Consider the following 23,861-nt stretch of genomic DNA (forward strand, 5'->3'; position numbering starts at 1 on the left):
CCCGCAAGGGGGGAGGGAGAAATGAAGGCCGACGCCTCGCCCCCTCCCCCCTTGCGGGGGAGGGTCGGGGTGGGGGTGGAGCCAACCGCACCGCCGGAGCCGTACCCCCCTCCCTAACCCTCCCCCTTGAGGGGGGAGGGTTGGGGTGGGGGTGGGCCCCCGACTCCAGCGCCCGCTATTCCGCCAGCTTGCGCATGACGGCGAACAGCTCGCTCTTGGTCTCGAAGCCGATGCCCGGCGCGTCGGGCAGGCCGACATAGGAATTCTCCACCCGCACATTGTCGGCGAAGCCGCAGAACGGGCGGAACACGTCCGGGTAGCTCTCATTGCCGCCCAGATGCAGGCCGGCGGCGATGTTCAGCGACATCTGGTGGCCGCCATGCGGCACCACGCGGCGCGGCGACCAGCCCTCGGCCTGGATGGCGTCCAGCGTGCGCAGATACTCGACCAGCCCATAGCTCAGCGCGCAGTCATATTGCAGGAAGTCGCGGTCCGGTCGCATGCCGCCATAGCGCACGAGGTTGCGGGCATCCTGGTGCGAGAACAGATTCTCGCCGGTCGCCAGCGGACGCTCGTAATGCTTCGCCAGCTCCGCCTGGAGCGCGTAGTCGAGCGGGTCGCCCGCCTCCTCGTACCAATACAGGCCGTATGGCTTCATCGCCTCGCCATAGGCGATGGCGGTCTCGATGTCGAAGCGGCCATTCACGTCGACGCACAAATTGGCGCCGTCGCCGACGATCTTCAGCACCGCTTCGATGCGGCGCAGATCCTCGGCCAGCGGCACCGCGCCGATCTTCATCTTCACCACCTTGTAGCCGCGATCGAGATAGCTGCGCATCTCGTCCTGCAGCTTCGAATCGTCCTTGCCGGGGTAATAATAGCCGCCGGCGGCGTAGACCCACACCTTGTCGTCGGCCACGCCGCCGCGATAGCGGTCGGCCAGAACGCGGTAGAGCGGGCGGTCCTCGATCTTTGCCACCGCGTCCCACACCGCCATGTCGACCGTGCCGACCGCGACTGAGCGCTCGCCATGGCCGCCCGGCTTCTCGTTCTGCATCATCGTCGACCAGATCTTGAATGGGTCGAGATTGGTTCCGTCATCGGTGATCAAGCTGTCGGGCTTCGCCTCGCGCAGGCGCGGCAGGAAACGCTCGCGCAGCAAGCCGCCGGCGGCGTAGCGGCCGTTGGAGTTGAAGCCGTAGCCGATCACCGGCTTGCCGTTGCGCACCACATCGGTGACCACGGCGACGACCGAGCAGGTCATCTTCGAGAAGTCGATATAGGCGTTGGCCATCGGCGAGGCGATGGATTCGGTGGTCTCTCTGATCTCGACGATGCGCATGGTGTCTCCTGGTGGCGTGGTTGGCGGTTCGATAATGCGACTGGATGCCGGCCTGGATCGTAAGGATGGACGCTCCGGGCGGCCAATGCGTAATCTGCATCGTTCGTTGCGGGGAATGAGGGGAATGGAGCTTTCCTGGCTCGATGATTTCCAGGCGCTGGTCGAGACCGGGAACTTCAACCGCGCCGCCGAGGCGCGGCTGTTGACGCAGCCGGCCTTCAGCCGGCGCATCCGCGCGCTGGAGGATTGGATCGGCGCGCCCCTGTTCGACCGCAGCACGCATCGCATCGGGCTGACCCCGGCGGGCGCAGCGTTCCGGCCACTGGCCGAGGATATCGCGCGCCGCCTGGCGCATAGCCGGGAGGCGGTGCGCCAGGCGGCCGGCGCCGCCGCCACGACGCTGAAATTCGCCGCCACCCACGCGCTGTCGCTGACCTTCTTCCCGACCTGGCTGCGCGCGCTGGAGGAAAAAGGCCATGTCGGGCCGATCCAGCTCACCTCCGACACGATGCGCGGCTGCGAGCAGGCGATGCGGCAGGGCGAGGCGCAGTTTCTGTTGTGCCATCACCATCCGGCCGTGCCGACGCCGCTGGAGGCGACGCATTTCCGCTCCGTCGCGGTCGGGCGCGACCGGCTGCTGCCAGTCTCTCTGCCGGGCCGCCATATCATGCCGGGCACGGCGGACGCGCCGCTGCCGCTCTTGTCCTACACGCCGGAATCCGCCTTGGGCTGGATCGTCCAGGCGGCGCTGTCCGGGCGCGAGGACCGGCCGCATCTGGAGACGGTGTTCACCGCCCATCTGGCCACCGTGCTGCTGGCGATGGTGCGCGACGGGCGCGGCATTGCCTGGCTGCCGCGGAGCCTGATCGAGCGCGAGCTGGAGAGTGGCAGCCTGGCCCGCGCCGGCGACGAGGCCTGGGACGTCGAGGTCGATATCCATCTGTTCCGCACCCGCGCCCGGCTTGGCCCGGCGGCGGAAGCCTTCTGGGCGGCGCTGGAGTCCTGAGCGTTTGGTCGCAGAAGGGTAGCGGGATGCGATTTGGTTAAGTTTCCTTGCCCCTAGGGCAAGGAAGCGTCTATGACGTGGTGGGGGCAGCGCGCCATCCGGCCTTTGCCTTTATCTGAGGGAACGAGGAGCGTCCGATCATGCCGGACACCCAGGATAGCCGCAGCGCGAGCGGCGCCAGCGCTTTCCTGTCAGGGACGGGAGAGATGGGGGCGCTTATCGCCTCGCATGATTGGGCGGCCACCCCGCTCGGCCCGATCGTCGACTGGCCATCCTACCTGAAGACGACGCTCGGCCTCATGCTGCGGTCCCCCGTGCCGTTGGTCACGCTGTGGGGCGAGGCCGGCATCATGATCTATAACGACGCCTATGCGGTCTTCGCCGGCCAGCGCCATCCCCAGCTTCTGGGGTCGGCGGTGCGCGAAGGCTGGCCGGAAGTCGCCGACTTCAACGACAATGTGATGAGGGTCTGCCTGGCCGGCGGCACGCTGTCCTACCGGGACAAGGAGCTGACGCTGTACCGCCAGGGCGCGCCGGAACAGCTATGGCTGAACCTGGATTACTCCCCGGTGCTGGACGAGGCGGGCGCGCCGGCGGGCGTGATCGCCATCGTCGTCGAGACCACCGGCAAGGTCCGGGCCGAGCAGCGGCTGATGGCCGAGCGCAAGGGCCTGCGCCGCATGATCGAGCAGGCGCCCGGCTTCTTCGCCATGCTGAGCGGCCCGGATTACATCTTCACCATGGCCAACGCGGCCTTGCTGGAGATGGTGAATTACCGCGATCTGTATGGCAAACCGCTGCGCGAGGCGCTGCCGGAGATGGTGGCGCAAGGCTTCCTCGATCTGCTGGACAAGGCGCGCGACACCGGTGAGCCCTTCATCGGCCATGGCGTGCGCGTGCTGCTGCGCCACAAGCCCGGCGCGCCGCCGGAAGAGCGTTTCGTCGATTTCATCTACCAGCCGGTTTTCGAGGAAGGCGGCGCGGTTTCCGGCATCCTGGTCCAGGGCCATGACGTAACCGAGCAGAAGCGCGGCGAGGCGGCGCTGCGCGAGAGCGAGGCGCGGTTCCGCCTGGTTTCCGAAAGCGCGCCGGTCATGCTGTGGATGGGCGATGCCAGCGGCAAATGCGTCTATCTGAACGAGGCTCTGCGCGCGTTCTGGGGCGTCGCCGAAGAAAAAGTCGGCAGCTTCGACTGGAGCGAGATGCTGCATCCCGAGGACCGGGATGCGCTGTTCGAGCCGTTCGGCAAGGCGATGGCGGCGCAGGAAGGTTTCGTGACCGAGGCGCGTTTCCGGCGGGCCGACGGCGAATACCGGCTGATCCGCACCCGCGCCCAGCCGCGCTTCGATGCCGGCGGCGGGTTCGTCGGCATGATCGGCGTGAATGTCGACATTACCGAGAGCCGCAAGGCGGAGCAGTCGCTGCGCCGGGAAACCCGCATCCTGGAGATATTGAACAAGACCGGCGCCGCCATCGCCGCCGAGCTGGACCTCGACACCATCGTGCAGATGGTCACCGATGCCGGGGTGGAGCTGACCGGCGCGCAGTGCGGCGCTTTTTTCTACAATGTGCTGGACGCGCAGGGCGATACCTACATGCTCTACGCCTTGTCCGGCCCGCCGCGCGACGCCTTCGCAAAGTTCCCGATGCCGCGCGCCACCGCGATCTTCCGGCCGACCTTCGAGGGCGCGGGAATCGTGCGCTCCGACGACATCACCCAGGATGAGCGCTACGGTAAGAACCCGCCGCACAAGGGCATGCCGCCGGGGCATCTGCCGATCCGCAGCTATCTCGCCGTGCCGGTGATTTCACGCTCCGGCGAGGTGCTGGGCGGGCTGTTGTTCGGGCATGAAGAGCCCGGCATGTTCAAGGCCGAACATGAGACGCTGCTGGTCGGCATCGCCGGGCAGGCGGCCATCGCGGTCGATAATGCGCGGCTGTTCCAGGCGCTGGAGCGCGAACTGGCCGAGCGCCGCCGGGCCGAGGAGGCGTTGCAGGCGCTGAACGCCACGCTGGAAGGCCGGGTCGCCATCGAGGTGGCCGAGCATTCCAAGACCGAGGAGGCGCTGCGCCAGGCGCAGAAGATGGAGGCCATCGGTAAGCTGACCGGCGGCGTGGCGCATGATTTCAACAATCTGCTGCAGGTCGTCTCCGGCAATTTGCAGCTTCTGGCGAAGGATGTGGCGGGTAACGAGCGGTCGGCCGCCCGCGTCTCTAACGCGCTGGCCGGCGTGGCGCGCGGCGCCAAGCTGGCGAGCCAGCTTCTGGCCTTCGGCCGGCGCCAGGCGCTGGAGCCGAAGGTGGTGAATATCGGCCGGCTGGTCACCGGCATGGAGGACATGCTGCGCCGCTCGCTGGGCGAGGGCATCGAGATCGAGACCATGGTGTCCGGCGGGCTGTGGAACACGCTGATCGATCCCGGCCAGCTGGAGAACGCGCTGCTGAACCTGGCGATCAACGGCCGTGACGCGATGCAGGAATTCGGCAAGCTGACCATCGAGGTCGGCAACGCCTTCCTGGACGACGCCTATGCCCGCAGCCACCCCGACGTGGCCGCCGGCCAGTATGTCATGCTGGCGGTGACCGACACCGGCAGCGGCATGCCGGCGGATATTCTGGCGCAAGTGTTCGAGCCGTTCTTCTCCACCAAGGCGGAGGGACGCGGATCGGGGCTCGGCCTGTCGATGGTCTATGGCTTCGTGAAGCAGTCGGGCGGCCATGTGAAGCTTTACAGCGAGGTCGGCCAGGGCACCACGGTGAAGCTGTACCTGCCGCGCTCCACCCAGATGGAGGACATGCCGACCGCGATGATGGACGTCCCCGCCTCCGGCGGCAGCGAAACCATCCTGGTGGCCGAGGATGACGACGAGGTGCGGGCCACCGTGGTCGAGATGCTGAGCGATCTGGGCTATCGCGTGCTGACCGCGAAGAACGCCGCCGCCGCCTTGACGGTGATCGAAAGCGGCGTGCCGATCGACCTTTTGTTCACCGACGTGGTGATGCCCGGCGCGCTGAAAAGCCCGGAGCTGGCGCGCAAGGCGGTGGAGCGGCAGCCCGGCCTGGCCGTGCTGTTCACCTCCGGCTATACGGAGAATTCCATCGTTCATGGCGGCCGGCTCGATCCGGGGGTCGAACTGCTGCCCAAGCCCTATACGCGCGAGGCGATGGCCCGCAAGATCCGCCATGTGCTGGCCAATGGCGCGCAGCGCCACCGGGTGGGGCCGCGCTCGCATCCGCTGGCGGCGCCGCCAGCCGAGGCCAGGTCGCTGACCGTGCTGCTGTGCGAGGACGACATGCTGATCCGCATGAGCACGGCGGAGATATTGCAGGCCGGCGGCATGATCGTGCTGGAAGCCGGGTCGGCGCGGGAGGCGCTGGATATGCTGGCCGCCCAGCCGGTCGACATCCTGGTCACCGATGTCAGCCTGCCCGATATGTCGGGGCCGGTGCTGGCGACCCAGATGCGGGAGATGGCGCCGGGCCTGCCGCTGATCTTCGCCACCGGGCACCGCAACGCGCCGGGCCTCGACGCCTTCCCCGACGCTGCGGTGATGATCAAGCCCTATGACGATGCGGAATTGCTGAGCCGCATCCGCCAGGCCTGCGCGCGGCCCGGCCTTTAGGCGGTCATCGTCAGGTTTCGACGCCGTAGGGAAAGGCGATGCCCAGCGTCAGCGCGCTTCTGTCCTGCGTCACCTCCAGCTCGCCGCGCAATTGCCGGGCAATCGCCTCGACGAAATGGCGCTCGCGATAATCCCGCCAGGAATCCGGCGGTATGCCGCCATCGACGCGGAAGACGAGCAGCAGCTTCTGTTCGCTTTTGCGCGTCAGCGAGACGGTAATCGCCACCGGCTCGCTATGGCCGCGCCGGACCAGCGTTATGATCTCGCCGACCAGCAGGCCGATGGCGACCGCGCGATTGTCGCGGATCACGATGGGATCGGACGCGGTGTCCAGCGTCAGCGGCATCTGCGGATGCAGGCGCACCAGCCCCTTGGCGATAGCATCGAGAAATTCGCCCACCGGCACCCGGTTGACGTTGAAATCGCCGATGGCGTTGATGATCAGGCCAAGCTGCGCCAGACGGGTGTCGAACCATTCCATCTCCAGCGCCGCCTGCGGATCGGTGATCCGGTTGCGGGTCAGCGAGAACAGGCTGGAGATAAGCTGCAAATTGTTGCGCATGCGGTGGCGCACCGCGCCGATGGCGTTGGTGCGCTCGGTAACCTGGAAGCGGGCCTCGATGCCGGCGGCGAGCTGGTCGGCGATCACCGCCAGGAATTCCCGGTAGCCCTCGTCCGTGCGGATCGATTTCAGCGCTCCCACCAGCAGCGCGCCATGCGGCCGGCCGGCATGGGTGGCGTCCAGCGGCAGCACCGAAATGGTGCCCAGCGCGCCAGCCTGGCTATGGCCGGCGGGGTGGAAGTCGTATTCCGGCAGGCTGCGGGGGTCGAGCAGCAGGCTGGCCTCGCCATTGGCGGCGCGGTCGATTGGCCAGTCGCGCGCCGCGTCCAGCTCGATCTCGGCCGGGGCGGTTTCGGCGGCCGGGCCGCTGGCGGCGATCAGCCGGGCCCGCCGCACCAGATAATCGAAGGAATAGACCAGGGCGAAATGCACATCGGCCTGTTCCTTGACGATCGATTTCACCGCCATCTGGCACACCGCCGGCGCGTCCTTGGCGATGCGGATGTTGTTGGCCAGGTCGTTCAATATATTTAGCCGCCGCTCGCGCACCACCCCGGCGGTGTCGTCGCAGAACACCGCCAGCGCGCCATGCGGGTTCGCCGCGCGGTCGAACAGCGGGTCGAGCGAGATGGTGAAATAATGCTCCAGTTTTTCCCGATCCGTCGGGCTCGGCAATTCGATCCTGGCATGGCGGCGCGGCGAACCGGATGTCGATACCGCCTCGATATCGTCGGCGATGGCGCTCCAGCCCTCGGGGATGGCGGCCCGCAAGGGCGCGCCGAGCCGTTCGCCCTCATCGCCCAGGAATTTCGCATAGGCGTCGTTATGCAACTGGGTCAGCGACTGGCCCCACCACAGCGCCATCGGCTGGTGCGAGGACAGGATAATCGTGACCGCCGTCCGCAAGGAGACCGGCCATTCCTGGATCGGGCCGAGCGGCGTATCGCTCCAGTCCCGGTCCACAATGGTCCGTCCCATCGTTCCAAGTCGCTGGAACAGCGCAAGCCAAGAGTCTGATTCAGAGGTCATGAGAGAATTTGGATTCCATGGTTTCAAGCAAGGCGCACCGAACTCCCACCCTCAACTCTCAGTAACGGCAGAAGGTTCAAAAATTTCCAAGGCAGACTTTATATTGCTCATGCTTGGTCGCATTCGACAGAAAATCACAGGTTACTATCGGAATTAACCAAAATCGTGCGTTTTTCCTAAATCAAAGTGATAAATTTGAATTTATAGGGCGTAATAATTAAATAACCAATTGGCAAATTTCACGCGCCGCAAAGCCGTGGCGTCAGGAAAAAAGGTTATAAAGGGTGGAATCGGCGATATGTAAAATAAGATTTGTTTTATTCTTATTTCGTTCTGAGGGCATTGGCAGGCGATTTTATTTTATGGGTAGTCAAGTATCCTGCCAGGGCTCACTATGGGATCAGCACATGATCCATGGAGGGATCAATGTTGAATGGGCAATTGACCATATTGCTGCCGGCTCTGCGCCGCTATGCGAGCGGGCTTACCGGCAGCGGCGAGGCGGGCGACCTGCTGGTCGCGGAGGTGCTGAAACGAATCCTGGGTGGCGATTGGGATTTCAATAACGCCCTCCCGGCGCGCTACTCTTTGTTCCGCGGCCTGCATCAATGCTGGGAGCAGGCGGGCGAATCTTTAACGGAGAAGGTGACGGATCTCGGGGCGGCCCTGCCGCCAAGTCCCTTGTACCGCATTCTCCAGAAGCTGGCGCCGATGCAGCGCGCGGTGCTGATCCTGAACCGTCTGGAAGGCTTCAAGCTGGCCGAGGTGGCAACGATCCTCGATTTGCTCGAAGTGCGGGTGGCCCGGCTGCTGGCGGAAGCGGAGGGGGCATTGATGGCCCTGTTCGTCGGCCGGATTCTCATCGTCGAGGATGATGCGCTGACCGCCATGGAGCTGGAGCAGATCGTCACCCTCATGGGCCATCAGGTGATCGGCCCGGCGGTGACGCGCGACGAGGCGGTGGCGCTCGCATCGAGCGAGAAGCCGGATTTGATCCTGTCCGACATCGAGCTGGACGACCAGGTTTCCGGCGTCGAGGCGATGCAGCAGATCCGCACGCTGCGCCATGTGCCGGTCATCTTCGTCACCGCCTTCCCCGACCGCGCGCCGGGCAGCGCCGGGCTGCTGGACAGCTACATCATCCCCAAGCCGTTCAACAACGGCATGATGACCGCCTTCATCACCAACGCCCTGCTCTCGCGCCCTCTGCCGGCGTAGGCACTGGAGCGCCCCGGTCAGCCGTCGTATGATTCCGGCGGTTGAAACCAGGGGGGAAGCGACCATGCGCGCCCGGATGAATCCCTATGCGGCGGCCCCGGAGGCGATTGCCGCCTTGCGGGCGCTGGATTCCTACGTGAAGGGCTGCGGGCTGGAGCACAGCCTGCTGGAGCTGGTGAAGATCCGCGCCTCGCAGATCAATGGCTGCTCCTACTGCCTGCATATCCACACCCGCGAGGCCCGCGCCGCCGGCGAGACGGAGGAGCGGGTGCATCTGATCGCCGCCTGGCGCGAATCGCCGCTCTATACACCGCGCGAACGCGCTGCCCTGGCCTGGACGGAGGCGATGACGCTGGTCGCCCAGAGCCACGCGCCGGAGGCTGACTACCAGGCCGCCAAGACCCAGTTCGACGAGGCCGAGCTGGTGAAGCTGACGCTGCTCATCGGCACCATCAATCTGTGGAATCGCATCGCTATCGGCTTCCAGCTTATCCATCCGGTGGCGGCGCCGGCCCCAACCAATTGAAATCTGCGGTTGTTTTTTGTCAGGCCTATACGCATTATCGACGTTGATCGGTTCCGTTGAATTTGCGTGGCGAGGCTCAGCCGGCAATGGCCGTGGCGCTTCCTAGTAAACTGGCAACCGCCGCGGCGGTCGGGTTGATGGGTATAGCACTTTCCGGTGCCGTCTATTTCTTCGCCCAGGAATCGGATAATCGCCGCGTCGAGCAGATACTGGAATTCCGCGCCGACTGGCGGGCGAGCAATTTCGAGGAAAAGATCAAGCGTGCCGCGGCGCCGGTCAACGCCACTGGCAGTTATGTGTCCGCGCATGCCTTCCTGGTGCCGGAGGATTTCCAGCATTTCGTGCGCAAATTGTTCGAGGCGGCGCCGCCGCGGGCGATCTATTGGGCGCCGCGCGTCGCCGATGCGGGGCGCCGCAACTTCGAGGCCAGCGCGCGGCTGTTGGGCGAAGCCGGTTTCGAAATCAGCCAGTGGGATGCCTCCGGGTCGCTGGTGAGCGCCACCCAACGGCCGGAATATTTTCCGCTCTGGCTGTCCGAACGGTTCGAGAATGTGCCGCGGCTGGACGGTTTCGACCCCGCCTCCGACCCGGTCTTCGCCGCCGCTTTCGCGCGGGCGCGGGACCAGGGCATCACCCTCGCCATGTCGGCCACGGTGCTGTCGGTGCTGACGCTGACCGAGCCGATCTACCGCATCATCGTGCCGGTGTACGATTCCGCCATCATCCCGGTGACGGTCGAGCGCCGGCGCGAGACGCTGCGCGGGTTTGTGATCGGCAGCTTCGCGGTGCGCAAGATTCTGGAATCGGCCATCGAATACACGCCGCGCATCGTCGAGACGATCCATTTCTACACCGACGCGCATGAGGACCCCAGCCTCACCGACCAGCCGCTGATGGTGTATGAACCGTCCAGCGGCGTGTTCCTGAAGCCGAAGGACGCCCTTGCCCAGGGGCCGGCCGGCGACGGCTATGAGACGGTGCGCCATTTCAAGGCGCTGGGACATGATTGGACGCTGATCTCCACCTTCCCGGAGCATGTGCTGAGCGAGCAGCGTTCCTCCCTGCCGCTGGCCCTGCTGCTGTCGGGCCTGCTGTCGACCGCGCTGGTCGCCGCCTATGTCGGCCGGCAAACCGTGGTGCGCAACCGGATAGAGGGCATCGTCGCCGCCCGCACCGCCGATCTGTCGGCCGCCAACCGCGACCTTGGCCGCGAGGTGGAGGAACGCAAGCGCGTCGAAATCGCCCTGAAGCAGCAGGCCGAGACGCTGACCGCCGCGCTGGAGGCGCTGCCGGTGGCGGTGATCTATCTCGACCATAAGCGCCGCATCCTGTTCTGGAGCCGGGCGGCGGAGAAGATTTTCGGCTACCCGGCCGAGGCGATCCTGAAGCGCCCCTTCGCGTTGCAGGCGCCCGACGACCAGGCGGCGGTGGACGAGGCGTTCGATACCGTGGCGGCCGGGCAGATCCTGCGCGACTACCCGTTCCGCTGCCGGCACAAGGACGGCCGCTTGCTGGATGTGCGCTTCTCCGCCGCCGGTATTTTCGAGGGCAAGCAGATTCGCGGCATCGTCGGCATATTGGAGGACGTCACCGACCGGCAGGTGATGGAAGGCCAGCTGTTGCAGGCGCAGAAGATGGAGGCGCTGGGCCAGCTTACCGGCGGGCTGGCGCATGATTTCAACAATCTGCTGCTGGTCATCATGGGCAATCTGCAATTGCTGGAGGAGCTGCGCAGCGACGATCAGGAGATCGGCGAGTTCATCAGCGAGGCGCAGAAGGCCGCCGATAGGGGGGCGGAGCTGGTGCGCAGCCTGCTGGCCTTCGCCCGCCGCCAGCCGCTGCGGCCGCGCGCGGTCGACATCAACGAGGTGGTCGCCACCATGACGCGCATGCTGGAGCGCGTGCTGGGCGGGCAGATCGAGGTGACGCTGCAACCCGGCAAGAATATCTGGCAGGTGATGATCGACCCGATCCAGGTGGAGGCGGCGCTGGTGAATCTGGCCACCAATGCGCGCGACGCCATGCCGAAGGGCGGCCGGCTGACCATCGCCACGGCCAACCGCCGGCTGGACGCGGATTACGTGGCCCAGCATCCCGACGCGGTGGCCGGCGATTACGCGATGCTGCAGGTCAGCGATACCGGCACCGGCATCCCGCCCGAGGTGATGGCCCGCATCTTCGAGCCGTTCTTCTCGACCAAGGGGCCGGGCAAGGGCTCGGGCCTGGGCCTGTCGATGATCTTCGGCTTCATGAAGCAGTCGGGCGGCCATATCAATGTCTATAGCGAGGTCGGCATGGGCACGACCTTCCGGCTGTATCTGCCGCGCCATCGCGGCGCTAAGGAAGTGTCGGAGGTTGCGCCGGTCACGGTCAGCCAGGGCGGTCACGAGACGGTGCTGGTGGTCGAGGACGATCCCGCGCTGCGCCGGCTGGTCACCCATGAGCTGACCAATCTGGGCTACAAGGTGCGCGCGGCGGAGAATGCCGTCACCGCCCTGGAGGTGCTGGAGAGCGGCGACCAGATCGATCTGGTGTTCTCCGACGTGGTGATGGCCGGCAAGCTGGACGGGCTCGATCTCGCGCGGCTGGTGCAAAGCCGCTGGCCGGCGATCAAGGTGGTGCTGACCTCCGGCTTCCCGGACGCCAAGCTGGACGAGGATGTGGCGTTGATCCGCAGCGTCCGCCTGCTCAGCAAGCCCTACCGCAAGGCCGAGCTGTCGGCCCTGCTGCGCAGCGTGCTGGACGGCACGCCGCAGGCCGACGACGACTGAGCCGCCCTAGTCTGCCCCGAAACCCGCGCCGGACTCCGCGCCGGGCACGAACATGTAGCCCGCACCCCGCACGGTGCGGATCAGGCTGGGGCCGCCGCCATCGCGGTCCAGCTTGCGGCGCAGATTGCTGACATGCACATCGACGCTGCGGTCCATCGGATCCCAGTTGCGTCCGGCGACGGCCTCCATCAGCTGGTCGCGGTGGACCGGCTGGCGCGGCGTCGCGGTCAGCAGCACCAGGATGCGGTATTCCGCCTGGGTCAGGTGAACCGACTGGCCGTCCGTGTCGAGAAGCTGGTGGGCGGCCAGATCCAGCACCCAGCCTTGGAAGCGCACTTCCTGCTTTTCCGCCGCGGCCGCCTTCGCCGGCGCGTCCGGCCGGTCGAGACGGCGCTGGATGGTGCGGATGCGGGCCAGCAACTCACGCAGATCGAACGGCTTGGCGAGGTAATCGTCGGCCCCCATCTCCAGCCCGACGATCTTGTCGATGGTTTCGCCCTTGCCGGTCAGCATGATCACCGGGACGGCGCTGCGGGCGCGCAGCCAGCGCAGGGCGCTCCACCCGTCGGCGTCTGGCAGCATGACATCGAGAAGGATCATTTCCGGCGGCTGGGCGGTGAACCGCTCCTGCATTTCCCGCACGCTTTCCGCTATCGCGATATCGAAGCCTTCCTTGCGAAGGTAAGCGGCGAGAAGCTTGGATATCGCGGCGTCGTCATCGACGATTAATAATGGACTGCCTGTCACGCTTTACCTCTAGATCGCCCGTGCCGGCGTTCTGGTGCTTAGCAAACAGCCCATGATGTCGCGATTCGGCACATACGTCAAAAGATGTAGTGCGGATATCGATGTCTACTATAGGTAATCGGCAGCGAAAAAGCGCCGGGCACGGCTCAGCGCCGGGCGGCGGCCACGGTCAGCGGCGCGCCGGCCTGGCCGCATTCCGTCACCTGCGGGCGCGGCTCGGCATATTTCAGCGCGTCGGTCAGCCGGCTCACCGCGCCGCACAGATCGTCGGCGGCGACGCTGACCTGGCCGATCCGGTAGGCGGCGATGCGCGGGTCGATCCGCGGGGCGGGCTGCCCGGCGCGCGTCGCCCAGGCGGTGACGGTCTCGCCGAAGGTGACGGCCGGCGGGGCCTGCCATTGCGCCATGGCCGGCGCGGGCGGCAGGGTCGGGTCGATGACGGTGGCCGAAACGGCCAGAAGGGCGGTCTTCACTAACGCGGGCATGGTCACATCCGATGTTCGCGGGGTATGCACCCCAGGGGCGGCGCCTGGCCAGCCCACTTACAAATCTTTACATGGCTTGACACTAGACCGCAAGAACGAACGGTCAAGCTTACAAATCTGTTCTTGGCGCTTATTACCGCACAAACTAAACCTTTTTTTACGCAACTTAACTCGGTTTGGATCGCCCGTGACGCAATACTCCTTTCACGCAATCAATTAGCGAATGGGAGTTCATCATGGTTAACAGCATTTCCAAGTCTGGCGTCGTACACACCGGCCTGAAGACCGGCGTCGCCATTATCGCCCTGGCCGCCATGGTCACCTGCGGCGGCGCGTTGTTCGCCGCCAGCAAGGCGAAGGCCGCCACCGCCACCTCGTCCTTCGCGGTGACCGCCACGGTGCTGCAATCCTGCATCGTGCTGGCGACGCCGATGATCTTCGGCAATTACGACCCGACCTCGCTGACCCCGACCGACGCCACCACCGAGCTGCTGGTCACCTGCACCAACGGCACCTCCTACAATGTCGGCCTGAATGCCGGCGGCGGCAGCGGCGCGTCGATCGCCTCGCGCAAGCTCAGCTTCGGCGGCAGCACCCTGAACTACACGCTGTATCGCGACAGCAACCGCACCAACGTGTGGGGCACCACGGTCGGCACCGACACCCAGATCGGCACCGGCACCGGCCTGCCGGTCGGCCACACCGTCTATGGCCGCATGCCGGCCCTGCAGGCGGCGCTGCCGGGCGTCTACACCGATACGATCACCGTTACCGTCACTTACTGAACCACGAGAAGGGGGGACAGGATGATGTTCGGCTTTTTTCAGAAACTCGGCCCCGCCGTTCTGACGGTCGCGGCACTCCTGTCCAACGGCGCCGATGCCTGGGCCGGCGAGTTGAAGCTCAGCACCGTGCGGATCGAGCTGAACGACAAGCAGTCCAGCACGGCGCTGATCGTCAGCAATGTCGGCGAGACCGACACGCTGGTGCATTTCCGGGTGATGAGCTGGGGCCAGGCGGAGGCGCAGGACGTGCTCTCTCCGACCCAGGACGTGATGGTGAACCCGCCGATGGCGACCATCGCGGCCGGCCAGAAGCAGATGATCCGCATCGGCTACAAGGGCAATTTGCAGCAGCAGACCGAGCGCACCTACCGGCTGTTCGTCGAGGAAGTGCCGCACCAGAACCGCGAGCGCGTGCAGGCGGTCGAGACCTATCTGAAAATCAGCCTGCCGGTTTTCGTCGCCCCCCTGGCGAAGACCGAATCGCGCCTCAGCGGCGTGATCGACCGCACGCCCGCCGGCCAGCCGGTGCTGCGCCTGCATAATGCCAGCGGCAGCCATGTCCGCCTGGTGTCCTACACGCTGTCCACCCCGGGCCGCTGGCAGGGCGAGAAGCAGACCGGCCTGCATTACGTGCTGCCCGGCGCGACCATGGCGCTGCCGCTGCCGGCCGACGCCCGCATCTCCGGCGCGACCACGGTGGAATTGCTGACCGATGCCGGCGTCGTCGCCGTGCCCTTGAAGTAAAATCCCGGTCAAAAGGGAACGACCGATGGCCGCCCGCCGCCTCGCCCCAACCTCGCTGCTGCTGGCCGTTATCGCCTGCGCAGCGCCGGTCGGCGGGTCGCCCGCCAATGCCCAGGCGCAAGCGCAAGCGCCCGGGGCGCAAACCGGCGATGAGCAGATGATCCTCGCCGTCACCATCAACGGCCAGCGCATTGATGACGGGCTGCTGGCGATCCGCAAGCCGGACGGCTTCTATATCCCGGCCGCGGCCCTGGCGGCGGCGCGGGTGACGCTGGGCCGCCAGGCGATCACCATTCCCGGCCCCGGCGCGGATTATGTGGCGCTGTCTTCCCTGCCCGGCGTGGCGGTCGATTTCGACGGCGCGATGCAGGAGCTGAATTTGACGGTGGACGCCACCGCCTTCGCCGGCCAGCGGCTGGAATTGCAGCCGACCCTGCCGGTGCAGGTCGAGGCCTCGCAGGGCGGCGCCTACGCCAATTACGACGCGGTGCTGCAGGGCGGCACGGATTACAGCTATTTCGCCACGCTGCTGGATGGCGGCGCGCCAGTGCTTGGCGGCAGCTTCCTGACCAGCGGCATCCTGCGCGCCGACGAGGACAGCGCCGAAATCGTCCGGCTGGAGACCGCCTATGTGCGCGATTTCAGCGAGGAGCTGGTGCGCGTCAAATTCGGCGACGCGATCTCCAATGGCGGCTCCTGGGGCCGGCCGGCGCATTTCGGCGGCGTGCAGTTCGCCACCAATTTCGCCGTGCAGCCCGGCTATGTCTCCTTCCCGACGGCGAATTTCGCCGGCCAGGCGGCGCTTCCCTCGACCGTCGATGTGTTCGTGAACGATGTGCTGCGCTATCGCGGCGCGATCGATCAGGGCCCGTTCGAGCTGAACCAGATTCCGGCGCTGACCGGCGGCGGCGACGCCCGCGTGGTGGTGACCGACGCGCTGGGCCGGCAGCAGGCGGTGACGCTGCCCTTCTATGTCAGCCCGCGCCTGCTGCGCGAGGGCGTGTCCGACTATTCCTACGAGCTGGGGCTGCTGCGCAAGGGCTACGGCCTGGAAAGCAACCAGTATGACGACCCCTATGCGGCGGCGACGCATCGCTACGGCCTGACCGATGGCCACACCATCGAGGGCCATGCCGAGGCGACGCCCGACCGCCAGGCCATCGGCGGCAGCCTGACCAGCGCCGTGCCGGGCATCGGCGAACTGCATGGCGAGGCGGCGGTGTCGAACGGCGCCGGCGGCACCGGCTGGCTGGCGGGTCTGGGCTATTCGCGCAATGTCGATCCCTGGACCTTCGCTGTGCGGCAGCGCTGGCAGTCCGACAATTTCGACGAGGGCGGGGTGGTGTTCTCGGTCTCCGGCGCGCCGCTGCTGTCGGAGACGCTGGCCAGCGTCAGCCGCTCCTTCGGCGCTTATGGCAATGTCGCCATGTCCTTCGCGCACCAGACCTATGACGGGCTGGACGCCGCCACCGTGGCCACCGTGAACTGGTCGCTGCCGGTGACCGAAAGCGTGTTCCTGAACGCCTATGCGCTGCATGCCCGGCAGGATGTCGCCGACACCACCGTGGGGCTGACGCTGACCGTGCTGCTGGGCAACAGCACCACCGGCTCGGCCGACATGTATCGCCGGGGCGACCGCAGCAGTGGCACCGTGCAGGCCCGCCACGCGCCGGTCGCCAATGGCGACTGGGGCTATGGCGCCAGCGTCTCGCGCGGCGAGATCGAGCGCGCCGGGGCCGACGTGACCCGCCGCACCTTCGGCGGCGACTTCACCGCCGCCGTGGATCGCTACGAGGGCGGCACGGCTGGCCGGTTGACCGCCAGCGGCGGCGTGGCCCTGGTCGGCGAGAAAATCTTCCTGGCCCGGCGCATCGACGATGCGTTCGGCGTGGTCTCGGTCCCCGGCCATGCCGGCGTGACGGTGACGCGGGAGAACCAGCCGGTCGGCGAGACCGACGCCGATGGCGATCTGTTCCTGCCGAAGCTGTTGTCGAACTATCCGAACCGCATCGGCATCGAGACGGCCGACCTGCCGATCGACGCCGAGATCGAGCGGCTCGAAACCGTGGTGACGCCCGGCTATCGCGGCATCGCCGCCGTCACCTTCGAGGCCAGGCAGAGCCAGTCGCGGCTGATCCGCGTGCTGCATCGCGACGGCAAGCCGGTGGCCCCGGGCATCGAGGTGGTGCGGCTGTCCGACGGGGCGGTGTTCCGCTCCGGCTTCGATGGCGAGATCTATCTGGAAGGCGATGCCGGCGACAGGTTCGAGGCGCACGATCCGGCCGGCCTGTGCCGCTTTAATCTGTCCCGCCTGTCGGTACGGGATGGCCGCCTGACCGGCCAGTGCGAGGGGGCGGCGTGATGAAATCGCTCCTGGCCGCCTTCCTGATGCTGCTGACCGGGGCGGGGCCCGCCGCCGCCGCGCTCGCCTCCTGCACCGCCTCGGCGACGCCGGTGAATTTCGGCGCCTACGATCCGCTGGCGCTGGGCGACACCCCCTCCACCGGCTCGGTCACGGTAAGCTGCAACCTGGTGCTCGGCATCTCGCTGCTGGTCGCCTACAACATCAAGCTGTCGGCCGGCAGCGGCAGCTTCGCCGCGCGCACCCTGCGTTCCGGCGGCAACGCCATCCAGTACAATCTCTACACCAATGCCGGTTACGGCACGGTCTGGGGCGATGGCGGGGCCGGTACCGGCCAGGTTTCCGATGGCTATCTGCTGGGTCTGGCCAACGCCACCCGCAACTATCCCGTCTTCGGCCGCATCCCGGCGCGCCAGATGGTCGGGGCCGGCGCCTATGCCGACTCGATCGTCGTCACCATCAGCTATTAACCCGGTTCCGGAAGGACAACCGCCATGCCGACCCCGATCATTCTTCTCGTCGATGACGATTTCCAGGGACGTCGCCGCGCCGCCATCGTGCTCCGGCATTTCGGCTTCGAGGTGCAGGAGGCCGGCGACGGCATCGAGGCGCTGCGCTACATCGCGCCGCATGGCCAGATCGACCTTACGGTCAGCAACGTTTTCCTGCCGGGGTTGGAGGGCTACAAGCTGGTCGACATGGCGAAGATGCGCCGGCCGGAGATGAAGGTGATCTACCGCGCGCCGACCCGGCAGAACGCGCTGAAGCATCTGGGCACCATCCATGGCGAAATCGTCGACGGGCCATGCTCGACCAGCCGCTTGATCTCCGCCGTGCGCGCGGCGCTGCCCTGGGCGTTCAGCCGTCAGGCGGTCGCGGCGGCCGCCTAGGCGGCGTCGCGCAGCAGGAAGACCGCGAATTCCGGGGCCGGGTTCACCCAATGCCGCTCGACCCGCCAGCCGGCCTCGCTGGCCAGGCGGGTGAATTGCGCCACCGTGAATTTATGCGAATTCTCGGTGTGGATCGTTTCTCCCCGCTTCATTGCGAAGCGCCAGCCGGCAATGCCGAAGGTCTGGTCCGCCAGGCTTTCCAGATGCATCTCGATCCGGCTCTTCGCCTCGTTCCAGATCGCCCGGTGCCGGAATTTGGCGAGGTCGATGTCACCGCCCAGCTCGCGATTGATGCGGGCCAGCAGATTGAGGTCGAAAGCCGCCGTCACGCCCTGGGCGTCGTCATAGGCGGCTTCCAGCACCGCCTGATCCTTGCGCAGATCCGCGCCGATCAGCAGCCGCCCGCCGGCCAGCAGCCGGCGCGCATTGGCCAGGAAGCCGGTCGCCTCCTCGGGCGTGAAATTGCCGATGGTGGAGCCGGGGAAGAAGCCGAACAGCGGCCGATCGCGCACTTCCGCCGGCACCGTCAGGCGCTGGGTGAAGTCGCCGGCCAGCGGCACCACCTGCAGATCGGGATAGTCGCCATCGATGGACGCCGCCGCCGCCGCCAGATGCGCGGCGCTGATGTCGATCGGCACATAGGCGGAAATCCAGGGCAGGGAATCCAGCACCCGGCGCGTTTTCACGCTGGCCCCGCTGCCGAACTCGACCAGCGCCGCATCCTCGATATCCAAGCCGGCCAGATGCGGCAGCGCCTGCTCCATCACCGCGCGCTCCGCGCCCGGCACGTAATATTCCGGCAGCTCGCAGATATCCTCGAACAGGCGGGAGCCCTCGGGATCGTACAGATACTTGCTGGGCAGCATCTTCTGCGCTCGCGACAGGCCGGTCAGCACATCGGCCTGGAAAACATCGTCGATGGCTTCCTGGCGCGGCAGCCCGTGCACCTTGGCGAGGTCGGCGGCGTCGGCCGCCAGCCGCAGGCCACAGAACTGCCAGCGTTGATGGGGATAAAAGAAATTGCGGTAGCTGGCGCGGATATGATCGTCCGGCGTGACGCAGGAGCCGCCGCGCAGCACCATCTGGTTGATCATGAACTTGCCGTTATATTCGCCGATGGCCCCCTCGGCCGCCTTGTAGCCGGGATAGGGCAGATAGGCGCTCTGCGTCCATTCCCAGACATCGCCGAACATCTGCTGCAAACCGGCACCGCCGGCCGCCGCCGCCGGGCGCAGCAGGCCGCTGGAGCGCAGATTGCCGCTGCGGGCGACGCCGCGCGCGGCGGCTTCCCATTCCATCTCGGTCGGCAGGCGGCGGTCGGCCCAGCGCGCGAAGGCGTCGGCCTCGTAATAGCTGACATGGACCACCGGCGCTTCCAGCTCGATGGGCCGGCGGCCGGACAGCGTCATGCTGGTCCAGCCTTCGCCGTCCTGGCGCCAGTAGAGCGGCGCGGTCCAGCCCTCCGCCTGGCGCGCCGCCCAGCCGTCGGACAGCCACAGTGCCGGGGTGTCGTAGCCGCCATCGGCCATGAATTCCAGCCATTCGGCGTTGGTCACCAGCCGGTCGGCCAGGCCGTGGCGCTGCAACAGCGCCTTGTGGCGCGGATATTCATTGTCGAAGCAGAAGCCCTCGCCGGCATGGCCGATCATCACCTGGGTTTCCTCGACCGCGGCGTAGCTCAGCGGCCGGACCGCGTGCAGCGGCGCCTGACGCCAGGGCCGATAGGCGGGCGACAGCGGGTTCTGCGCGAAGCCGTGCAGCAGGTCGGTCAGCATCAGCTCCTGATGCTGCTGCTCGTGGTTGCAGCCGATTTCGATCAGCCGCTCGATCTTCTCGCGGGTCGTGTCGTCGGCGCTGTCCAGCAAGCGCTGGACATGGCTGTCCACATGATGGCGATAGGCCGTCACCTCGGCCGCGTTCGGGCGCGAGATCAGGCCGCGCTGCGGGCGCGGATATTGCGCGCCGACCGCCTGGTAATAGGAATTGAAGAGATAGCGGAAGCCCTCGTCGAATGGCGTGTAGCCGGGCAGGAATTCCTCCAGCAGGAACACCTCGAAGAACCAGCTGGTGTGCGCCAGGTGCCACTTCATCGGGCTGGCGTCGGGCATGGATTGCAGCATCTGATCTTCCGGACCGACACCGGCGGCGAGGTCCAGGCTGTCGTCCCGCACGCGGCGGAACCGCTCCTGCAAAGCGTCGGGGGAGGATGAGATTTTTTCGGCAATCGACATGAACGGCCTCCTCGGCGCGCGGTAGGGGCGATCGCCCATCACATTATGCGGGCCGTTGTTTCCTTACATATCAACTTGTTGTGACAGTCTTTGTTCCGCCTGGCGGCGGGCCGTCGGCTGGCGTCGCGCGCACGATTCCGGGGGCGCCGCCGGGTGTGTCGTCCGCCTCCAGGCGCTGCACGGCATAGAGCTTTTCATCCTCCAGGCCGGTCATGTTGCTGGGGCTCTCATTGCCGACCTGATCCGGGCGCCGGCCCAGCGCCTCGGCGGCGAGCAGCACGGCCTGGGCAGGGGTGTCGGCGCGCACCACCACTTCCCGCCAGCGTGGAAAATCCAGCCAGCGGGAATCGTCGGGCGCGGCGGTGGGAACGATCTTCCAGAGGGGCATGGGGTCACCAATCAGTCCAGATACATCGGTAACCGCCGGGCCTGCCGCTCTGTTCCCCGAAAGCTTATCCGCCGCTGATGGCGGTGATGATGAACAGCCGGCTGCCCGGCGGCAGCGCGGTTTCCAGCGCGCCGCGCCGCCCCTCCACGAAGACGTTGATGTGGCGGCGGATGGCCGGGCTGGAATCGCACAGCCGGTCGCGCATGCCGGGCCAGCGCGCCTCCAGCGCGTCCATCGCTTCGGCCACCGTCGCCGCCTCCAGCTCCAGCTCGCGCGGCGCGCCGGGGAACAGCGGCAGCAGGGCTGCCGGCAGGGTGACATGCACCGGCATCAGCCGTCTAAAGACAGGGTTTCGAGCGACACGATGACCGGCAAATGCGGGGCGACGCAGCGCCAGTTCTCGCCCTCGTCCGGGCTGGCGTAGAGCTGCCCGCCGCTGGTGCCGAAATAGATGCCGGCGGGCGATTGCCGGTCGGTGGTCAGTGCCTGGCGCAGCACGCCGACAAAGGCGTTTTCCTGCGGCAGGCCGGCGCGCAGCGCCTGCCAGTTGCGCCCGCCGTCGCGGCTGCGATAGACCGCGACCTTGGCGTCCGGCACATAGCGCCCGGCGATGTCGCCGTTCAGCGGCAGCAGGAACAGCGTGCCGGTCTCGCGCGGATGGGCGGCGGCGGGGAAGCCGAAGCTGGAGGGCAGGCCCTGCTCGATGCTGGTCCAGCTTTGCCCGCCATCCTCGCTGCGATACATGCCGCAGTGATTCTGCTGGTACAGAATATCCGGCGCGCCGGCCGCCATCACCAGCGAATGCACGCATTGCCCGAATTCCGGATAGCGCTGGTCCTCGGGGTTATAGTCGGCGCGGGTGCCCTTGTTGCGCGGCTCCCAGCTCTTGCCGCCATCGCCGCTATAGAACACACCGGCCGAGGAGATGCCGACCCAGAGGCGGTTCGGATCCTCCGGATGCACCAGCAGCGAATGCAGGATCAGCCCGGCCCCGCCCGGCATCCAGTGCGGCCGGGTCGGATGGTCGCGCAGGCCCGGCACATGCTCCCAGCTTTCGCCGCCATCGGTGCTGCGGAACAGCCCGGCCGGGTCGACGCCGGCATAGAGCGCGCCGTCCGGACCCAGGGCCAGGCTCCATACCGCCTTGATCGGCGGCTCGCCCTCGCCATAGCTCAGGCCGGCGCTGGAATGCGTCCAGCTCTTGCCCTGGTCGGTGGATTTCCACACCGCCGGGCCGAACCATTCATTGCCGCCGCCGGCATAGATCGTCCCGGTCTTCGGGTCGGCGATGGCGTGGTTCACCGGCCAGGTTTCGCAATAGGGGCCGCGCAGGGCCCAGTCGCTCCGGTTGGCGCTGTCGGCGATGAAAAGCCCCTTGCGGGTGCCGATCAGAAGCATAGTTTGCTGGGCCATGCGTACTCCTCCTACAAGCAAGCCAATCCCGTTTCCGGAAAGTCGGGCCTTCCGGAGTGCGGCAAAACCGCGCGATTTCGCTCAAATGCCGCGCTTTCCGCTGGACAAGAAAAGTTGATATCAACATTATATGAGCATGTCAAAGGCTGAAACCGTTCCCTTTCAAACCACGCTGATGGTGCGCGACACCTGCCTGTGCCTGCATGTGCAGCGCGCCGCGCGGGCGCTGGCCCGCCAGTTCGACGAGATGCTGCGCCCGGTGGGGCTGACCAACGGGCAATTCTCGCTGATGATGTCGCTGAACCGGCCGGAGCCGGCGAAGATGGGCCAGCTCTCCACCCTGCTGGCGATGGACCGCACCACGCTGACCGCCAATCTGAAGCCGCTGGAGCGGCGCGGCCTGGTGCAAATCCTGGTCGATCCGGCGGACAAGCGCAGCCGTCGCCTGCTGCTGACGCCGGAGGGCCAGGCCCTGCTGGCCGCCGCCGTGCCGATCTGGAAGGAAGGCCACCGGATGATCGAGCAGCGGCTCACCGGCGATGCCGACCGCCTGCGCGCCGACCTCATTGCCCTGTCCTGAGTTTGAGCCCGCGTCTCTAAGGGGCCGGCGGCAGACTCCCTTTATCTTCGCCGCGTTTGCCGGGACAATGCGGCCAAAAGCGAGAGGGAGCCCCCCGAGTGGACACGCATATCGTCATGGAGAAACCCCGGCCCCGCCTGGCCACCCGGTTGACCGATCTGTTCGGCATCCAGCGGCCGATCCTGTGCGGCGGGCTGATGTGGCTGGCGACGGCGGAATATGTCGCCGCCGTGGTGAATGCCGGCGCGATGGGTTTCATCACGCCACGCTCCTATCCCGATATCGATGCCTTCCGCGATGCCGTGCAGCGTTGCCGGCAGATGACCGGCGGCAAGCCCTTCGGCGTCAATCTCTATATCTCCGCCCGGCCGGGCGAGAATGAGAAGATGAAGCTGTTCCTCGACGTGCTGATCGAGGAGGGCGTGCGCCATGTCGAGACCGCCGGCTACAGCCCGGAGGCGCTGTTGCCGCGCCTGCGCGAGGCTGGCTGCGTGGTGGTGCATAAGGTGACCACCCTGCGCCACGCGCAGAAAGCAGCGGCGGCCGGTGTCGACGCGGTGGTGATGATCGGCTCTGAGTGCGGTGGCCATCCCGGCATGGGCGACATCCCCGCCATGCTGCTGGCCGCCCGCGCGCTGGAGGCGCTGGACATCCCGGTCGTGGTCGGCGGCGGCATCGGCTCCGGCCGGCAGATCGCCGCCGCGCTGGCGCTGGGGGCCGATGGCGTGCTGATCGGCTCGCGCATGCTGGTGGCCGACGAGATCTGGGCCCATCGGGCGATGAAGGAATATCTGGTCGGGCTGGACGAGACCTGCACCACCACCGTGCTGCGCAGCCTGAAGAACACCTATCGCTGCCTCGCCAACGAAACCGCCGCCGAGGTGGCGCGGCTTGAGGCCGCCGGGCAGAGCGACTACGCCACCCTTGGCCCGCTGGTCGGCGGTGCCTTGCAGAAGGAAGCCTATGAGAGCGGCGACTGGACCAAGGGCGTGCTCTCCCTCGGCCCCGCCGCCGCCTGGTGCGACCGGCTGGAACCCGCCGCCGCCATCCTCGACCGCCTGGAGGCCGACGCCCTGGCCCAGCTCGACGCGGTGGCGCGCAAGCGGGGTTAGGCCGGGCGCTCTATCCCCACCCCCCACCCCATCCCTCCCCCGCAAGG

The 23,861-nt window shown here is 66.9% G+C and carries 20 protein-coding genes; 12 read left to right on the forward strand and 8 right to left on the reverse strand.

Annotation, left to right across the window (positions count from 1 at the left end; all coding sequences use genetic code 11):
* Nucleotides 1–175: 175 nt before the first annotated feature.
* Nucleotides 176–1,342 carry a mandelate racemase/muconate lactonizing enzyme family protein gene (locus AUP43_RS12575; RefSeq protein ID WP_067557546.1) on the reverse strand — a complete coding sequence of 389 codons (1,167 nt, stop codon included), beginning with the start codon at nucleotides 1,340–1,342 and terminating at the stop codon, nucleotides 176–178.
* Nucleotides 1,343–1,466: 124 nt separating this feature from the next.
* Between AUP43_RS12575 and AUP43_RS12580 the strand changes: the two genes are divergently transcribed.
* Together AUP43_RS12580 and AUP43_RS12585 are read left to right on the forward strand one after the other, a co-directional pair.
* Entirely contained in the window at nucleotides 1,467–2,348 is an 882-nt protein-coding gene (locus AUP43_RS12580; RefSeq protein ID WP_067557549.1) for a LysR family transcriptional regulator, read from the forward strand.
* 140 nt (nucleotides 2,349–2,488) lie between these two features.
* Entirely contained in the window at nucleotides 2,489–5,971 is a 3,483-nt protein-coding gene (locus AUP43_RS12585) for a hybrid sensor histidine kinase/response regulator (RefSeq protein WP_198154900.1), read from the forward strand.
* A gap of 10 nt (nucleotides 5,972–5,981) precedes the next feature.
* Here the strand turns inward: AUP43_RS12585 and AUP43_RS12590 are convergent, their stop codons facing one another.
* The gene (locus AUP43_RS12590; protein ID WP_067557555.1) at nucleotides 5,982–7,511 is read right to left on the reverse strand and encodes a histidine kinase dimerization/phosphoacceptor domain -containing protein; all 1,530 of its coding nucleotides are present in this window, start codon (nucleotides 7,509–7,511) and stop codon (nucleotides 5,982–5,984) included.
* Nucleotides 7,512–7,988: 477 nt separating this feature from the next.
* On the opposite strand from AUP43_RS12590, the gene AUP43_RS12595 reads away from it, so the two are divergent.
* The 3 genes from AUP43_RS12595 (at nucleotide 7,989) to AUP43_RS12605 (ending at nucleotide 12,077) form a co-directional block, all read left to right on the forward strand.
* Nucleotides 7,989–8,780, forward strand: coding sequence for a response regulator (locus AUP43_RS12595; RefSeq protein ID WP_067557558.1), 792 nt, complete (start codon nucleotides 7,989–7,991; stop codon nucleotides 8,778–8,780).
* A gap of 64 nt (nucleotides 8,781–8,844) precedes the next feature.
* A complete protein-coding gene (locus tag AUP43_RS12600; RefSeq protein ID WP_067557561.1) occupies nucleotides 8,845–9,306 on the forward strand; it encodes a carboxymuconolactone decarboxylase family protein in 462 nt (153 codons plus the stop codon).
* A 137-nt stretch (nucleotides 9,307–9,443) separates the two neighbouring features.
* Nucleotides 9,444–12,077 carry a CHASE domain-containing protein gene (locus AUP43_RS12605; protein ID WP_067557564.1) on the forward strand — a complete coding sequence of 878 codons (2,634 nt, stop codon included), beginning with the start codon at nucleotides 9,444–9,446 and terminating at the stop codon, nucleotides 12,075–12,077.
* 6 nt (nucleotides 12,078–12,083) lie between these two features.
* Here the strand turns inward: AUP43_RS12605 and AUP43_RS12610 are convergent, their stop codons facing one another.
* Together AUP43_RS12610 and AUP43_RS12615 are read right to left on the reverse strand one after the other, a co-directional pair.
* Nucleotides 12,084–12,824, reverse strand: coding sequence for a response regulator (locus AUP43_RS12610; protein WP_084462784.1), 741 nt, complete (start codon nucleotides 12,822–12,824; stop codon nucleotides 12,084–12,086).
* A 146-nt stretch (nucleotides 12,825–12,970) separates the two neighbouring features.
* Nucleotides 12,971–13,309, reverse strand: coding sequence for a hypothetical protein (locus AUP43_RS12615; RefSeq protein WP_157089346.1), 339 nt, complete (start codon nucleotides 13,307–13,309; stop codon nucleotides 12,971–12,973).
* 236 nt (nucleotides 13,310–13,545) lie between these two features.
* Between AUP43_RS12615 and AUP43_RS12620 the strand changes: the two genes are divergently transcribed.
* From AUP43_RS12620 to AUP43_RS12640, 5 genes are read left to right on the forward strand one after another with little or no spacing between them, the layout of a single operon-like run.
* Nucleotides 13,546–14,094, forward strand: coding sequence for a Csu type fimbrial protein (locus AUP43_RS12620; protein ID WP_084462785.1), 549 nt, complete (start codon nucleotides 13,546–13,548; stop codon nucleotides 14,092–14,094).
* Nucleotides 14,095–14,115: 21 nt separating this feature from the next.
* Nucleotides 14,116–14,838 (forward strand): fimbrial biogenesis chaperone, encoded by a 723-nt coding sequence (locus AUP43_RS12625; protein WP_067557574.1) that lies wholly within the window; start codon nucleotides 14,116–14,118, stop codon nucleotides 14,836–14,838.
* Between the two features lie 25 nt (nucleotides 14,839–14,863).
* Nucleotides 14,864–17,200: a fimbria/pilus outer membrane usher protein gene (locus AUP43_RS12630; RefSeq protein ID WP_067557577.1), complete on the forward strand. Its 2,337-nt coding sequence runs from the start codon at nucleotides 14,864–14,866 to the stop codon at nucleotides 17,198–17,200.
* Complete coding sequence (locus AUP43_RS12635) at nucleotides 17,200–17,670, forward strand: Csu type fimbrial protein (protein ID WP_067557580.1); 471 nt, start codon at nucleotides 17,200–17,202, stop codon at nucleotides 17,668–17,670. Before AUP43_RS12630 ends, AUP43_RS12635 begins: the two co-directional genes overlap by 1 nt.
* A gap of 24 nt (nucleotides 17,671–17,694) precedes the next feature.
* Nucleotides 17,695–18,090, forward strand: coding sequence for a response regulator (locus AUP43_RS12640; RefSeq protein ID WP_067557583.1), 396 nt, complete (start codon nucleotides 17,695–17,697; stop codon nucleotides 18,088–18,090).
* Here the strand turns inward: AUP43_RS12640 and egtB are convergent.
* The 4 genes from egtB to AUP43_RS12660 all read right to left on the reverse strand — a co-directional run bounded on the left by egtB (nucleotide 18,087) and on the right by AUP43_RS12660 (nucleotide 22,122).
* Nucleotides 18,087–20,321, reverse strand: coding sequence for an ergothioneine biosynthesis protein EgtB (gene egtB / locus AUP43_RS19450; protein ID WP_067557586.1), 2,235 nt, complete (start codon nucleotides 20,319–20,321; stop codon nucleotides 18,087–18,089). The genes AUP43_RS12640 and egtB overlap by 4 nt on opposite strands.
* A gap of 70 nt (nucleotides 20,322–20,391) precedes the next feature.
* Nucleotides 20,392–20,709 carry a hypothetical protein gene (locus AUP43_RS12650; RefSeq protein WP_067557589.1) on the reverse strand — a complete coding sequence of 106 codons (318 nt, stop codon included), beginning with the start codon at nucleotides 20,707–20,709 and terminating at the stop codon, nucleotides 20,392–20,394.
* 64 nt (nucleotides 20,710–20,773) lie between these two features.
* Nucleotides 20,774–21,040 (reverse strand): MoaD/ThiS family protein, encoded by a 267-nt coding sequence (locus AUP43_RS12655; protein WP_067557592.1) that lies wholly within the window; start codon nucleotides 21,038–21,040, stop codon nucleotides 20,774–20,776.
* The gene (locus tag AUP43_RS12660) at nucleotides 21,040–22,122 is read right to left on the reverse strand and encodes a WD40/YVTN/BNR-like repeat-containing protein (protein ID WP_067557594.1); all 1,083 of its coding nucleotides are present in this window, start codon (nucleotides 22,120–22,122) and stop codon (nucleotides 21,040–21,042) included. The genes AUP43_RS12655 and AUP43_RS12660 overlap by 1 nt, the downstream gene beginning before the upstream one ends.
* 130 nt (nucleotides 22,123–22,252) lie before the next feature.
* On the opposite strand from AUP43_RS12660, the gene AUP43_RS12665 reads away from it, so the two are divergent.
* The gene (locus AUP43_RS12665) at nucleotides 22,253–22,702 is read left to right on the forward strand and encodes a MarR family winged helix-turn-helix transcriptional regulator (protein ID WP_407668473.1); all 450 of its coding nucleotides are present in this window, start codon (nucleotides 22,253–22,255) and stop codon (nucleotides 22,700–22,702) included.
* A 98-nt stretch (nucleotides 22,703–22,800) separates the two neighbouring features.
* Nucleotides 22,801–23,814, forward strand: a complete 1,014-nt coding sequence (locus AUP43_RS12670; protein ID WP_232315144.1) for an NAD(P)H-dependent flavin oxidoreductase — start codon at nucleotides 22,801–22,803, stop codon at nucleotides 23,812–23,814.
* Nucleotides 23,815–23,861: the final 47 nt, after the last annotated feature.

This window comes from Oceanibaculum pacificum, from assembly GCF_001618175.1.
In the GTDB taxonomy this organism is placed as follows: Bacteria; Pseudomonadota; Alphaproteobacteria; order Oceanibaculales; family Oceanibaculaceae; genus Oceanibaculum; species Oceanibaculum pacificum.

What these genes read in the sequence shown, in the direction of transcription:
- AUP43_RS12575 (WP_067557546.1), bottom strand. Translation starts at nt 1,342, where the DNA reads ATGCGCATCGTCGAGATCAGAGAGACCACCGAATCCATCGCCTCGCCG.
- AUP43_RS12580 (WP_067557549.1), top strand. Translation starts at nt 1,467, where the DNA reads ATGGAGCTTTCCTGGCTCGATGATTTCCAGGCGCTGGTCGAGACCGGG.
- AUP43_RS12585 (WP_198154900.1), top strand. Translation starts at nt 2,489, where the DNA reads ATGCCGGACACCCAGGATAGCCGCAGCGCGAGCGGCGCCAGCGCTTTC.
- AUP43_RS12590 (WP_067557555.1), bottom strand. Translation starts at nt 7,511, where the DNA reads ATGGGACGGACCATTGTGGACCGGGACTGGAGCGATACGCCGCTCGGC.
- AUP43_RS12595 (WP_067557558.1), top strand. Translation starts at nt 7,989, where the DNA reads ATGTTGAATGGGCAATTGACCATATTGCTGCCGGCTCTGCGCCGCTAT.
- AUP43_RS12600 (WP_067557561.1), top strand. Translation starts at nt 8,845, where the DNA reads ATGCGCGCCCGGATGAATCCCTATGCGGCGGCCCCGGAGGCGATTGCC.
- AUP43_RS12605 (WP_067557564.1), top strand. Translation starts at nt 9,444, where the DNA reads ATGGGTATAGCACTTTCCGGTGCCGTCTATTTCTTCGCCCAGGAATCG.
- AUP43_RS12615 (WP_157089346.1), bottom strand. Translation starts at nt 13,309, where the DNA reads ATGCCCGCGTTAGTGAAGACCGCCCTTCTGGCCGTTTCGGCCACCGTC.
- AUP43_RS12620 (WP_084462785.1), top strand. Translation starts at nt 13,546, where the DNA reads ATGGTTAACAGCATTTCCAAGTCTGGCGTCGTACACACCGGCCTGAAG.
- AUP43_RS12625 (WP_067557574.1), top strand. Translation starts at nt 14,116, where the DNA reads ATGATGTTCGGCTTTTTTCAGAAACTCGGCCCCGCCGTTCTGACGGTC.
- AUP43_RS12630 (WP_067557577.1), top strand. Translation starts at nt 14,864, where the DNA reads ATGGCCGCCCGCCGCCTCGCCCCAACCTCGCTGCTGCTGGCCGTTATC.
- AUP43_RS12635 (WP_067557580.1), top strand. Translation starts at nt 17,200, where the DNA reads ATGAAATCGCTCCTGGCCGCCTTCCTGATGCTGCTGACCGGGGCGGGG.
- AUP43_RS12640 (WP_067557583.1), top strand. Translation starts at nt 17,695, where the DNA reads ATGCCGACCCCGATCATTCTTCTCGTCGATGACGATTTCCAGGGACGT.
- egtB (WP_067557586.1), bottom strand. Translation starts at nt 20,321, where the DNA reads ATGTCGATTGCCGAAAAAATCTCATCCTCCCCCGACGCTTTGCAGGAG.
- AUP43_RS12650 (WP_067557589.1), bottom strand. Translation starts at nt 20,709, where the DNA reads ATGCCCCTCTGGAAGATCGTTCCCACCGCCGCGCCCGACGATTCCCGC.
- AUP43_RS12655 (WP_067557592.1), bottom strand. Translation starts at nt 21,040, where the DNA reads ATGCCGGTGCATGTCACCCTGCCGGCAGCCCTGCTGCCGCTGTTCCCC.
- AUP43_RS12660 (WP_067557594.1), bottom strand. Translation starts at nt 22,122, where the DNA reads ATGGCCCAGCAAACTATGCTTCTGATCGGCACCCGCAAGGGGCTTTTC.
- AUP43_RS12665 (WP_407668473.1), top strand. Translation starts at nt 22,253, where the DNA reads ATGAGCATGTCAAAGGCTGAAACCGTTCCCTTTCAAACCACGCTGATG.